Origin of the sequence: Shewanella sp. SW32 (genome assembly GCF_025653365.1) — a bacterium.
GTDB classification, from domain to species: Bacteria; Pseudomonadota; Gammaproteobacteria; order Enterobacterales; family Shewanellaceae; genus Shewanella; species Shewanella oncorhynchi.
Genome location: NZ_JAKKSJ010000024.1, coordinates 57271 through 70667, shown reverse-complemented (window position 1 = coordinate 70667; position 13397 = coordinate 57271). Strand labels below are relative to the sequence as shown.

Genomic DNA, 13397 nt, shown 5'->3' with positions numbered 1-13397 from the left:
GCTTAATGTAAGTTAAGTAAATAGTTAATGTTTACAGTGATTAGCGCAGTCCGATAACGCATCAAGATGTTTTGGATGAAAGTGGACAAGAGGGTGAACCCTCTAAGCGTATGTAAACAATAGTGCAAAATTTACGGTGATTAGCGCAGTCCGGTAGCGCATCTGGTTTGGGACCAGAGGGTCAGAGGTTCGAATCCTCTATCACCGACCAAATAAGTAGAAAAGCCTCAGCATTCATTAATGAATATACTGAGGCTTTTTTGCATTGGCGAAATGGAACTTACTCACTGGCATTATCATGTTTGTTGTCGCTTGATAGCGTATTCTCAATGAGTATAGAAGTTGGCCACAGTTCTTATTTACACCTGGCAGAGCAGAACTGTATCGGCATAGTCACTCAACCGTAGAAAAACAAAAAGCTCCTTACGGAGCTTTTTGTTTGCAAACATCACTTCTTAATAATACGGCTTAGTCAAGATTCACTGGCGGGGCGATAAAGCCTTGATAGGCATCTGTTCTAAGCTCGTTAAAACGTTCTAGCTGAGCTTTTTCTTGAATACCCGTCACTATGACTTGAATGTTCAATCCTTTTGCTACGTTGATTAGGGCGCGGCACAATTCGCTGTTGTGGTGTGTCTCATCATAGTAGGCGAAGGATTGATCCAGCTTGACATAGCTAGGTCTTAATTCCTGTAGATAAGACATAGAGCCAAACTGACGACCAAAGTGGTCAATACCAAACTTAGCACCGTTATCGCGAATGATGTTACATAAGTGCTGGCATGACTTAAGATCACTATAAACACCAGCCTCAGGGATTTCGAAGCAGATACGCTCAATAAATGTGGCACTTCGCAAAAATTGATTTAGCCACTCATGGAACTGAGGATCGTTAATACTTTGGTGGGTTAAGTTAATTGCGAGCGGTTCATAGCTCCGCTCGAGCAGTTTTTGCTCGTACACAGTTTCAATTAAGCATTTATCGAGTAAGGCACCAAGTGATAATAACTCGATATACGGCATAAATTGCCCTGCATGGGTGAGTTGATCGCCAAGCTCTAATTGGCAATACAATTCCCGTTGCGCTATGCCATCACCATCGCAAAATTGGATGGGTTGCCATCTAAACTTAAACTTCTTATTGCTGATGGCATGGCTGAGGTTATCGCGCCATTGCTCGCGGGTGAATAATTGCTGCTCTGTGGTTTCAAACCAGTGGAAGGTTTTATTTTCTTGTAATGCTTTTTGAAGGGCATTGTCGGCTTGGGCCAAAATATCCGACACATTCATTTGCCCAATACGTTCCGCAATACCGATAGCAAAGTCTTCGTTGGGCTTACAGCCTGCTTTTGACATTTCTTGATTGATGGTACGGATAAGTGTTTGTAAATATTTGCTGATCTGATCGTGTTCAACATCGGTCACTAAAAATGCAAATTCATAGGCGGCAATACGTCCTATGACCGAAGGCGTTATTTCGTTTAATTGCTGTTGAAACTTTTCTGCGAGGATCCGTATGGTTTCATCTCGGACTTGATAGCCATATTTACTGTGCACTTCTTCGAGCCAGTCGAGTTTGGCGAGGAATAAAGCACCGCTGCTAGGTTCACTTAACCAACCATTTAAACGACTTACTACATATTGGCGGTTAGGCAGGCCTGACGCGGGATCGACAAGATTCTTCTTACGTAACGCGCCAACCTCTTCGTCAAGAGAATGGAACACTTGTTTCAATTGAGCTGACATGCTGTTAAATGCAGTCACTAAGTCTTTTAATTCGGTTGTTTTGGGTAGTGCCATGTCTGGACCAAATTGGCGTGCTGCGATACTTTTCGCGTGTTCAGACAGGGTGTGGAGAGGTTTCAATATCCATGTTAAGCCTACTCTTGCTGTAAAAATAGCAACGAGAAAAAGTAGTGAGAAGGCGATGATGGTATTGGACATGATTCGCCATAGTTCATGATAACCAAAACCAGGATGAGCAGTGATTTCAAGCTGTGCTAGCTGCAGCCAACCCGAGGTGATAGTGCTTTGTTTTTTTATGGTTTTAAACAGATCTAGATTGATAAACCATTGAGGGACATCTTCAATTTTTAAAGGATTATTCCACTCTTGTTGCTTACCATCAACCATCCAAGTCAATTTTACATTTTGATAGTAACCACCTTCAAAAATAACATTCACTAAGGTTTCTGCCGCTGCGGTATCGCCGGCTTCGAGTGCTGGGGTAAGCATTAGACCGAGTGAAGTGCTGGCATTGTTTAGATCGGACTCCATTTGCTTTGTTAAAAAGCTTTGAGTCTCAGTGAATTGCACATAGCCAAGGCTTGCAACTACAAGCAAGAATAGGCTAAAAAGCAGCGAATAAATCTGTCTAAACAGTGTCATTTTTGGTGCTACTCCAGTTTTAATTTTGGTTGCCTAAGACGGTCAACACCTAATCTATGGTTAAGATCGTTCCATTTTTCTAATCGTTTTGAGGACCCTGCCAGTACGCCTCGACCTTGCTCTTTATTGAGCCATAACTGTTTACCGTTAAAGCTATAAACAGGCAGTAGATCTTTTCTTTTTGTGGCGGGTTTTATTTCATGGTCAAGATTATCGAGCACTAAAGGAATTGATGATGGTGTTTCATAGTAAGCCAATACCATGTGGTATTGATTAACCGTTGTGGCTTTAACCATAGTGATCCGCATCTTGTCCTCTTGAACACCAAGTTGGAGTAGAGTGAAGTACTTTGCGATCGAAAAGTCTTCGCAATCACCGCCATTCACACCAATAAACTCCATCGGCGTTGCCCAATAATTCGAGTCTCCCCATAATTTACTGTCATCCACAAAACGGAATAAATTAAAAAAGTTATTCACCTTCAATAACTTTTCTTTTTCATCTAGCGTACTCGCTTCCGATAACACTTTGAACCAAGCCCTTGCTCGCATTCCAGCACGTTCGCCGTAATGTTTTTCTAGGGTTGAAGTTATCTTCACTTCATCAAGGTTTTGTGTGGGGGCCGCATATAGGCAACATATGCCTAAGGCTGACGCTATTAGGCTAAAGCGGCAGACTCGCAATAATGAATCTTTATAATCAAGTCTGCCGTTCATAACCTAATGTGTTAGTCCTTTATTTTGAGTTGTCATCGACCGAGTAAATTGTCCATTTCATGTCTGCTGCCGTATCATCACCAGTGACTTCTGCAACAACGCGACGGTTACGAATTTCTGCTTCTGGCGTCTGTTCTAAAACAATTGGGCGGCTAGAACCATATCCAATAGCAGTTAATCGACTTCTATCAATACTAAAGCGTTCAGCCAGTACTGCGGTGACAGCATTTGCACGTTCTTGAGATAATACTGTATTTCGTTCATCGGTTCCTGTGCGACTCGTGTGACCTTCGATAGTCACTTTGGTCGTTGGATACTGACGTAGAAAAATAGCCACCTCTTCAATTTGAGGATAGTACTCAGGCGCAATATAAGCAGAGTCATTCGGGAATAAAATATTTATTTCCTTTCGCTCGTTAATCGCTTTTATTTTGCCACAGCCATAGTTATCAATACCTGCCCCTTGGGCGGTGTCGTTGCAGCGTTCACGGGCTTCAATGACACCATCGCTATCTTTATCAGATAGATCATAGGTTTGAGTTGTGACCATTTCGTCAATATTAACCGTATCGCGCATCGAACAACCAGCTAAAAGAGTGACACTTAGAAAAAATGTGAGAGTTTTCATTTGTTAGCTCCTCCTTCATAATTGCGCTCTCCGCGCCACGCATCAGGTCTAGTCACTTTAAGTGAGTCTAATAATCGCCCTGTAGAATTGAGCACGCGATACTTAGCAATAACTTCATCATATTCAGCTTGTAAGTAGTCTTTACGCGCCTCGAAGAGTTCATTTTCGGTATCTAATAAGTCGAGTAAACTGCGTTGGCCTAAGTTGAACTGTTGTGCATAGGCTGTTTGAGTATCCTTTGCGGCCACGACATGATCGCGAATATATTGTTTTTGCGGCGCTAGCATTTCAAATGCGTTCCAAGCTAGGTTTACCCCTTCAACAACTTCACGTTGGGCACGTTGGCGGATTTCTTTCGCTTCACCTAACTTGTAAGCAGTTTCTTTTTCACGGGCAAGATCTTTACCCCCCGCAAATAAGTTGTATCTCACCCTCACCATGGCGACGAGATCGTTACTATGGCCACCCACATCACTGCGGAAAGCACCAGCACCTGATATTCCATCTTCGCCGCTGATATCGTTATTCCAGTTACCATTAAGTTCTAAAGAAACCTGAGGATAGTAATTGGATTGTACTGAAGAGCGTTCATTTTCAGCGGCACTAATATCGTTTGCTGCAGATTTGAGTATGGGGTGATTCTCTTGCGCAGAAATAATGCCAGAGCTAAGATCCTTTGGCAGCATGTCTGCATCTGGCACTGGTAATATTAAGTCTGCTGGTGCCGCTGCTACAATTTTGACGTACTGTGCTTTTGCATCAAGTAAATTGTTGCGAGCAGAAATAACGTTAGCATTAGCACGCGCCAAACGTCCCGAGATTTGGGATAGATCTGCGATTGAGCCTAAACCTGAGTCAGTACGTTGTTTAATCTGGTCATAAATTTCTTTATGGCTGTTAAGGTTTTTCTCGGCTAATTTTAACACTTCATCGGTGCGTAAATAGTTGAGATAGACTTTACTGACATCGAGTGCCATATCTTCAGCTGCAGCAAGCAGTGCCCATTGGTCTGCGCTAGCTTCAAAGCTATAACGATCAACTTCACTGCTGGTGTAGAAACCATCGAAAAGCATTTGTTTTATGCTAACACCAAACTCTCCGGGATTTAATTCAGCCACCCCTTTGCTATCGACTTCGCCGATATTGGGTCGTCTACGTGTCGATACGCTGTCGGTTTGTTCATAACCGTAGCCACCATTGACATCAATAGTTGGCATATAGCCTGCTATCGCTTGATTAACTTGTTCTTCTCGCGCTTTAAAGCGGTTGAAGGCCACTCGTAAATCTGGGTTTGTATCTAGCGTATGTGCAACGGCTTGTTCTAACGTCTGACTTTGAGCCGATAAAGGTAACAGGATTAATGACAGCACTATGGCTATCTTTGAACATTGAAATTGTCGTATTGCTGAAGTCTTCATGACCAACCTCCCGGTTTATAAAAAAAAGGCTTAGTGCTCTCTGAGCGCTGTGTCCTTAGCCCTTAAAATTGGATTTAAAATGTACTCAAGTATGGATCTTTGCCCCGTGATAACGTCAACTGAAGTTAACATTCCCGGAATAATTGGCATCTGTGTGCCATCGTTTTTGGTTAAACTAGATTCTGCAGTTCTAACTCTGATGAGATAGTAGCTATTGCCTTCTTCATCTTGAGAAGTGTCGGCACTAATATGTTCGACAGTTCCTTTAAGGCCGCCATAGCGGGTAAAATCATAGGCGGTAATTTTTACTACGGCGGGTAATCCTGGATGTAAGAAAGCGATATCTTTAGGCAAGATTTTAGTTTCTATCAGCAGTTGATCTTCCGACGGTACTATCTCGATAATATCGATCCCAGGTTGCACTACACCACCCAGTGTATTGATATGTGTGGTTTTAATGGTGCCATTAACAGGGGAGGTGATAATCGCCTTACTGACTTTATCCTGCGCGCCAACTTGTGCTTCATTCATGCGAGAGAGGCGGGTTTGAGTTTCATTGAGCTGCGCGCGCAGCTCTGCAGCGTAAACAAATACGGCTTCACGGCGTTTTAAGATAGCCTCATCTAATGCCGCTTTTACTTTAGGGCGGAGTAAACGCATTGAATTCAATTCACCTTGCAAGTCGTTTACCGTGCGTTCGAGTTTGAGTAACTCAACTTCAGGAACAATACCTTTTTTGGCTAAAGGTCGAGTGAGTTCAAGCTCGCGGGATATTAGCTGCATGCTCGTCGTTAATGTCGTTGTTTTAGAGGCGAGATCATCAATTTCTTGCTGTCTTTGTTGAATTTGACGTACGAGGATCTCAAGTTGGTTACTTAAGTTATCTAAGCGTCCGTTGTATTCCTCTTGTTGTCTTTTCACTAAGGCGGGTTCCGCGGTAATGATGCTCTCAGGAAATACCAAGGCTTTTTTAGTAACGAGCACTTGCTCGCGCCAGTCTGATGTCATGTCTGATATGAGAATGCTGTCGAGTTCGGCACGCATGCGGATAGCATTGGTTTTTAAGCCATAAACCTCTTGCTCTTGTTGAGCAAAGTCGGAGCGAAAGCGGGTATCATCAATACGCACTAAAGGCTGCCCTTTTGTGACTATCTCACCTTCTTGAACGTAGAGTTCTTGCATTATGCCGCCATCTAGACTTTGGATAACTTGAACTTGTGATGAAGGAATCACTTTTCCCGTTCCAGTAGTAACCTTATCTAATTGAGCAAACCCCGCCCACAGTAAAAAACACGCTACCATAGCAGCAAGTGCCCATATGATTAATCTGTGTCCGCTGGGAGCGTCTGTCATCATGGCGCCATAGACATCATCAACCATGTCTAAGTCGTTTGTTGTTAAATGTTTACTCATCTTTTAGCCTCTCCGTTCACTAGGCCAAAATTGAGTTTTTCTAGCACTTCTGCTTTAGGTCCATCGGCAACCACATGGCCGCGTTCAAGTACAATAATGCGGTCGACGAGTTGCAATAAATGCATCTTGTGGGTAATAAGAATTAACGTTCTATCTTTGCTGACATTTTGCATTGAACGAATAAATTGTTGTTCAGCGCGAGCATCTAAACTCGCCGTAGGCTCATCCATCAGTAACACTGGGGGATCATTAAGTGTGGCGCGAGCAAGAGCGACAGTTTGTCTTTGTCCGCGACTGAGTGACATGCCGCCTTCGCCGACCTGTTGGTCTAGGCCTTCTGCTTCTAGGTTGGTGAATTGACTCACACCAGAAAGCTGTACCGCGCGGATGAGTTGATGTTCAGTGACTTGACGTGTACCAAATAAAATATTGTCGCGAATAGAACCATGGAATAGGGTGACATCTTGGGGTAAGTAGCCAAAATTACGACGTAAATCACTCGGATGAATCTGTGCTGAGTCTAAACCGTCGTAGCGCAAGCTTCCTGCCGTGGGTTGAAATAGCCCGACCAGTAGCTTAGCTAGCGTACTTTTACCTGAACCATTTCGACCGATAATGGCAATGCGTTCGCCAGGATTAATCGTTAGCGACATCGGATGCAGTACAGGCTTTTCAGAACCTGGATAACTAAAACCAACATGGTCAGCATTGATCTTGCCTATGAGTCTTTGTTTGCTAACTAAATGTCCTTTATTTTCAAACTCATCTTCTTGAGTCATGATTTCATTCAGTTGGCGTAGTGCACTGGCTGTGTGGTTTGCTCTAGTCATCAGGCCTGCAAGTTGTGCCATAGGTGAAATGGCGCGGCTCGATAGCATGACCGCAGCAATAATTCCGCCCATAGATATCGCATTATCAGCCACTCGATAAACGCCCAAAATCACCACGCAGACAACGGTAAATTGCACCGTAAAGTTCGCCACGTTCGATACAGAGTTGGAGAGCTTTTTTGACCTTAATTGCCAGTTTGCACTGTGGCCTATCATCTGTTGCCAGCTTTTTTGCACAATTCCTTCAGCACCATTAGCTTTAATTGACTCTAGCGCTGATAAGCTCTCGATTAAATGCCCATGTTTTAAGCTTGAAAATTTATTGCCTTCTTCGATTGCCGCTTTGAGTTTAGGTTGAATATAAAGCGTGAAGCCAATAATGATGATGCCGCCAATGACTGGAACTATAGCGAGATCACCAGCGACAATAAAAATAATGATTAAGAAAAATATCGCGAAGGGGAGATCGACTAAAGTTGTGATCGTTGCCGAAGTTAAAATTTCACGAATATTATCGAATTCACCTAACTGTTTCGCCATGCCGCCGATACTAGGAGAACGTTTTTCTAGGGGAATACCTATCGCTTTAGCAAAAAGTTGCGAAGACACAATAATATCTACTTTTTTTCCTGCAACATCGATGAGGTAACTTCTAAGTTGCCGCATTATAAGATCGAACATATAAGCAATCGCCGCACCAATCGCTAAAACCCAAAGGGATTCAAAGGCGAGGTTTGGGACGACTTTGTCATACACATTCATAATAAATAACGGTGAAACTAAGGCGAATAAATTCACCAATACAGAAGCGATTAATGCATCACGATAAATGGGTGCTGAATCTTTGAGGGTTTGTACTAACCAGTGGGTTTTATTATCGTGTAGATAAACATCGAAGCCCATGTCGCCACGGTATTCTTGTTTGACTAAGAATAAATATCCCACATATAAGGCTTCGAGTGACTCAATTGTCAGTGTCTCTTCACCGCCCGTCTCGGGTAATTGAATAATTGCTTTATCTGATGCAACATCAAGTTCTCGCAATATACAGGCTTTTTTGTCTTTTAATAATAAAATACAGGGGAGCAATATAGGTGATACTTCGTTTAAGCCTTTTCGAGACAGCTTAGCCGCTAGACCCGCTCTTGAAGCTGCCTGAGGCAATAAGTCGGGTGATAACACGGTACCTGACAAGGGTAAACCTGCCGCAAGCGAATCGCTCGAGCACGGATTGCCAAAATGCTCAGTGAGTAACACTAAACAATCCAGCAAAGGATCCACTAACACTCTTTGTGAGGCTGAAATGGTCCATTGATCAATTTTTTCAGAAGCTGCAGCTGACACCTAATTACTTATCCTTTGGATTTTTATATGGTTATGCAAGTATCGGTCATGATGGCCTATATTTCTATAGGCCATCCAAACGATTTTATCTAAGGGATATTATGCTGCTCATTGCTATTCAATGGTGCAAGACCTGGACTTAGTTCTGGTGTGACTGGCTGAGTATCAACAATTAACGGACCGCTGCCATTAGTACCTAGTAGGCCATTAATAATGCCAGTCTCTGTTGTAGTGTTATACGCACTATACAAATCAACACCGTCAAGAACGATATGCTGCTCAAACACACCGTCTTTATTGCCATCGATATCAATCACAGTTGAACCACTAACTAAGCTAAAGTTTAAATAACTATGTAGTGTGTTGTTACTTTCACCTTGGAGTAAATCGCTTAAATCCAATTTATCTTCATGGATATTAAAGTCAGTGATATGGTCTGTTCCATATTCTCCTTTATTCCAAACGAAGGTATCGCTACCTGAATCACCTCTCAACACATCATCACCTAGTCCGCCAATTAATGTATCATTTCCTTCTCCGCCACGAATTCCATCGTTATGGGTACCGCCATCAATATAATCGTCGCCAGTATGCCCATAAAGAATGTCTGATCCAGATTGTCCATAAATTCGGTCGTTACCACTACCACCATTGACTATGTCCGCTTGTTTAGATGCGACATCATTTGCGAGCAACAAGCCATCGCTATCAACTATGGTCGATAAGCCACCTGACATAATATGGTGTGATAAAATATCACTGATAGATAATTGTAAAGAGTCATCAGAACCAAATCCAGTTGCTCCTGTTTTGCCTGCATAGATAACATCATCGCCCTTACCTGTTTCAATATGGTCATTACCATCACCACTACTAACAACTTGTTTGTTGCTTGTACTGTAACTCGTTAAGTTTGCTCCACTGGTGATAATATCATTACCACTTTGATTTGTTATTACACCAGCTTTGTTGCCGCCAAAGTTAACATTTAATTGATTTTGGTTTGTGCCATTTTCTCCGTTAATGACAATAAATGTATCGTTGAGTGTTGCCCCTTCAGTTGTTATGTGATTAGAATCTGCTACTGGAACTCCATTGCCATCGACAGGATTGACACTAATAGTCAACGTGGCACTAGACTTATCACCATCGGCATCGCGCATAGTATAAGTAAATGTTTCAACTGCACCAGAAGGTACATCACTAGCATTTGCTGTTATTTGATAGTGATAGTTACCGTTAGCATCAAGAGTTAAAGTGCCATATAGTCCAACAATGCTAATTCCTATATTCCCTGCTACACCTGTATTAGTGTGATCGCCAGCGGCGGCCCCTATAATGATTAGCCCTGAGTCGGCCCCAGTTACATCATTGGTGAGTACGTTACCATCACAATGAGGAAGTGTATAACCAGTGCCAGCAACCATGCGAACAACTAACTCATAACTAGTTGCAGCATTTTCATTTGTATAAATTGAGGTGACAAGTTGACCATTTACATCTTTAAATCCAATAACCTGAACTGTATAAACTTGTCCTTGATAGTTAAAGGTTACACTCGTTTGTCCCACAGTAACTATGTCACGTGATGCCATTGGGTCACTGGAGTTAGGTGTTTCATTGTGACTGAAGTTGAGCATTAACGTAACTGGTGTAGTCACTCCGTATGCATCAGTAACACTAAATGTAATTTGCATTGATGCAGCAGTTATTGCTGTACCTGAATCAATAGGGTAGTTGTAGTGAGTAAATGTACCCAGAATAATATCTTGGTTTAGGGCTAGTTGACCGTTAAGCGCGGCATCATTATCCATGAAACCATAACCCGATTGTTTACTATTATCAGTTGTTCCCCAGCGAAGCTGATCTCTCGCTGAGTCATTATCTTCTCCACCAGTGTTCCAGTCTCCATCAAATGTCTTTATGTTAGTACCTCCAGTGACTCGACTTGAACTCCAACTTGCCTCTATACCGGACACAATGAACGAGTCAACAGTAATATCTACACTATTACTATCATCGATTGCAGTGCCGATATCGTCGTGGATAGCTGTTGTTATTGTCGATGTTGCAGTATCACCATCAGTATCAATGACTTTAACTAAGAAGTTGTCATTGAGAGTATCATTACCTTGAGAGGAGTGTGTCTGTGCACTTGTTAATGCATAAGTGTATTCTAATGAACCATTGTTATAGCCCGTGATGTAAAGCGTGCCATCAGCTCCTGCAATGACTATTGGTGTTGAGAATGTCGCAGCCATTAACGCCGCGAGGGTTAATGTTGAAGTTACGCCAGCTGAATTGGTTATTTCTATTCTGTTAAGTCCATCATTGGCAGTAATAGTCATATTACCTTGCGCAGACACTTGCCCTGAGCTGGGGCTTCCGGTGCCATTTATTAATGCTGACTCGTAGACATTTAATGGGCCCACTGTATTTACAATTGTAACGTTGTCATCAACGCTGTTCACGTTGATGCTAACGGTGGCCGTGTCGATATCGCCATCGGCATCGGTCGCCACATAGTCAAAGCTGATGTTGCCGTTGAAGTTGGCATTAGGCACAAAGGTCATGCTGCCGTCGGCGGCAATCACCACGGTGCCGTTGCTCACGGCGATGTTCTGTGCGAGACCGGTCAAGGTCACGCCATTGATAGACTTAATCGCTAAGCCACCATCGAGGGCGATATCGTTGCTGAGCAGGTTAATGCTGACGGAGCCATCTTCGTTGACGGTGTACTCGTCATCCTTTGCATCGACCGGGTCATCAACGCTGTTCACGTTGATGCTAACGGTGGCCGTGTCGATATCGCCATCGGCATCGGTCGCCACATAGTCAAAGCTGATGTTGCCGTTGAAGTTGGCATTAGGCACAAAGGTCATGCTGCCGTCGGCGGCAATCACCACGGTGCCGTTGCTCACRGCGATGTTCTGTGCGAGACCGGTCAAGGTCACGCCATTGATAGACTTAATCGCTAAGCCACCATCGAGGGCGATATCGTTGCTGAGCAGGTTAATGCTGACGGAGCCATCTTCGTTGACGGTGTACTCGTCATCCTTTGCATCGACCGGGTCATCAACTGGGGTGACATTAATGGTTAATGTGGCGGTTGAGCCGGTATTTGTGGTGTAAGTGATAACCGGCACCGTGCCATTCCAGTTTTCATTCGGCGTGAAAGTATAAGAGCCATCGGCATTGATGACTAAGCTGCCGCCTTCTAAGGCGACCGTGGTGCCTGCGGTAACGGTATCGCCATTCACAGTGAAGCTGACTACGGACAGGGTGCTGTCGATATCGGAATCATTATCAAGCACATTGCCTGTAGCTACGGTATCTTCTGCAACTGTGGCGCTGTCATTTGCAAGGATGGAAGGATCATCAACAGGGGTCACATTAATGGTTAATGTGGCTGTTGAACCAGTGTTAGTGGTGTAGGTAATGACAGGAACTTGGCCATTCCAGTTGGCATTGGGTGTGAAGGTGTAAGAACCATCGGCATTGATGACTAAGCTGCCACCTTCTAAGGAAACAGTGGTGCCTGCGGTAACGGTATCGCCATTCACAGTGAAGCTGACAACGGAAAGGGTGCTGTCGATATCGGAATCATTATCAAGCACATTGCCTGTAGCTACAGTATCTTCTGCAACTGTGGCGCTGTCATTTGCAAGGATGGAAGGATCGTCGACAGGGTTAACATTAATAGTTAGCGTTGCTGTTGAGCCCGTGTTGGTTGTGTAGGTAATGACAGGTACTTGGCCATTCCAGTTTTCATTCGGCGTGAAGGTGTAAGAACCATCGATATTTAAAATTAAAACACCACCTTCGAGAGTCACTTCTGTGCCTGCTGCGTAGGTGGTACCGCTGATTTCGAAGCTCACAACACTTAGAGTGGAATCCACATCAGTGTCGTTATCGAGCACATTGCCAGTCGCTACAGTATCTTCATAGGAAGTGTTGCTGTCATTAGCAAGTGCTGAAGGTGAGTCTGCTGCAATGGTGAATTGTGGAATATTAACCGTCGTTCCAGTCAGTGCTTGGCCGCTTGTTGAGTAGCCTGAAGCTGCAATGGTTTCTGTGCCGCTACGGGCTAGAATGACATAGCCCGAGTTACCATCACTGCCTGGTGTGTTGCCTGCTGCGGTTTCTGGTAGGTTCTGAGTTGGGTCTTCACCGGATGCAATAAGATCTTGTAATGCTTGAATTTCATCTAGGGCTGCTTCGTTAGCCGTGCCAGAGGCTGCTGCAGTAGTTTCGCTGGGCGCGACTTCATTTGATAGCTTAGTGCCATCATCGAAGGTAATTTCATAGGTTGCGTTTTCGCCAATATGGAGCACAGCACCTTTAGGGAGTTGTTCGCCATCCTTAGCGGGTTGATTTGAACCATCAACTTCGACATTGATTTGCCCTTTTACTAACTTAAGCAAACCTTTCTTTGATGTAATTACCGATCCCATAGTAAGCTCCCAACAGCCAAAGTGTGTTAATCCATAGACGCACAAGTCCAACAAATATGTCGCACTGTGATACAAGTGGTGGAATTTTAGCTAACGAAACGACTTAAGTCAATTTTTTGACGCGCTTGTGTCGCCTGTTCTTATGCGGTTTTACGGATCTTAATACGCAAAAGTGACAATTTTTAGACCTGTAACTAGATGTAGTA

General features: G+C 43.6%; 7 protein-coding genes and 1 tRNA gene. 1 reads left to right on the top strand and 7 read right to left on the bottom strand.

Translation table 11 applies throughout. The features are described 5' to 3' along the window. Positions 1–134: 134 nt before the first annotated feature. A tRNA-Pro gene (locus L5M28_RS15265) sits at positions 135–211 on the top strand. A gap of 257 nt (positions 212–468) precedes the next feature. On the opposite strand, the gene L5M28_RS15260 is transcribed toward L5M28_RS15265, so the two are convergent. From L5M28_RS15260 to L5M28_RS15230, 7 genes are all read right to left on the bottom strand, one after another. Continuing rightward, entirely contained in the window at positions 469–2388 is a 1920-nt protein-coding gene (locus L5M28_RS15260) for an EAL domain-containing protein (protein ID WP_263197090.1), read from the bottom strand. 8 nt (positions 2389–2396) lie between these two features. After that, a complete protein-coding gene (locus L5M28_RS15255) occupies positions 2397–3104 on the bottom strand; it encodes a transglutaminase-like cysteine peptidase (protein WP_105250450.1) in 708 nt (235 codons plus the stop codon). Between the two features lie 19 nt (positions 3105–3123). Next, on the bottom strand, positions 3124–3732 hold the full coding sequence (locus tag L5M28_RS15250; protein WP_105250449.1) for an OmpA family protein: 609 nt from the start codon (positions 3730–3732) through the stop codon (positions 3124–3126). After that, positions 3729–5150 carry a TolC family outer membrane protein gene (locus L5M28_RS15245; protein WP_198573138.1) on the bottom strand — a complete coding sequence of 474 codons (1422 nt, stop codon included), beginning with the start codon at positions 5148–5150 and terminating at the stop codon, positions 3729–3731. The genes L5M28_RS15250 and L5M28_RS15245 overlap by 4 nt, the downstream gene beginning before the upstream one ends. A gap of 30 nt (positions 5151–5180) precedes the next feature. Next, positions 5181–6563, bottom strand: coding sequence for an HlyD family type I secretion periplasmic adaptor subunit (locus tag L5M28_RS15240; protein WP_198573137.1), 1383 nt, complete (start codon positions 6561–6563; stop codon positions 5181–5183). Continuing rightward, positions 6560–8737, bottom strand: coding sequence for a type I secretion system permease/ATPase (locus tag L5M28_RS15235; RefSeq protein WP_173496184.1), 2178 nt, complete (start codon positions 8735–8737; stop codon positions 6560–6562). Before L5M28_RS15235 ends, L5M28_RS15240 begins: the two co-directional genes overlap by 4 nt. An 89-nt stretch (positions 8738–8826) precedes the next feature. Then, entirely contained in the window at positions 8827–13191 is a 4365-nt protein-coding gene (locus L5M28_RS15230) for a beta strand repeat-containing protein (RefSeq protein ID WP_263203774.1), read from the bottom strand. Positions 13192–13397: the final 206 nt, after the last annotated feature.

Bases quoted from the DNA above. Each gene is read 5' to 3' on its own strand.
- L5M28_RS15245 (WP_198573138.1), bottom strand. From the start codon at position 5,150: ATGAAGACTTCAGCAATACGACAATTTCAATGTTCAAAGATAGCCATA.
- L5M28_RS15255 (WP_105250450.1), bottom strand. From the start codon at position 3,104: ATGAACGGCAGACTTGATTATAAAGATTCATTATTGCGAGTCTGCCGC.
- L5M28_RS15260 (WP_263197090.1), bottom strand. From the start codon at position 2,388: ATGACACTGTTTAGACAGATTTATTCGCTGCTTTTTAGCCTATTCTTG.
- L5M28_RS15240 (WP_198573137.1), bottom strand. From the start codon at position 6,563: ATGAGTAAACATTTAACAACAAACGACTTAGACATGGTTGATGATGTC.
- L5M28_RS15250 (WP_105250449.1), bottom strand. From the start codon at position 3,732: ATGAAAACTCTCACATTTTTTCTAAGTGTCACTCTTTTAGCTGGTTGT.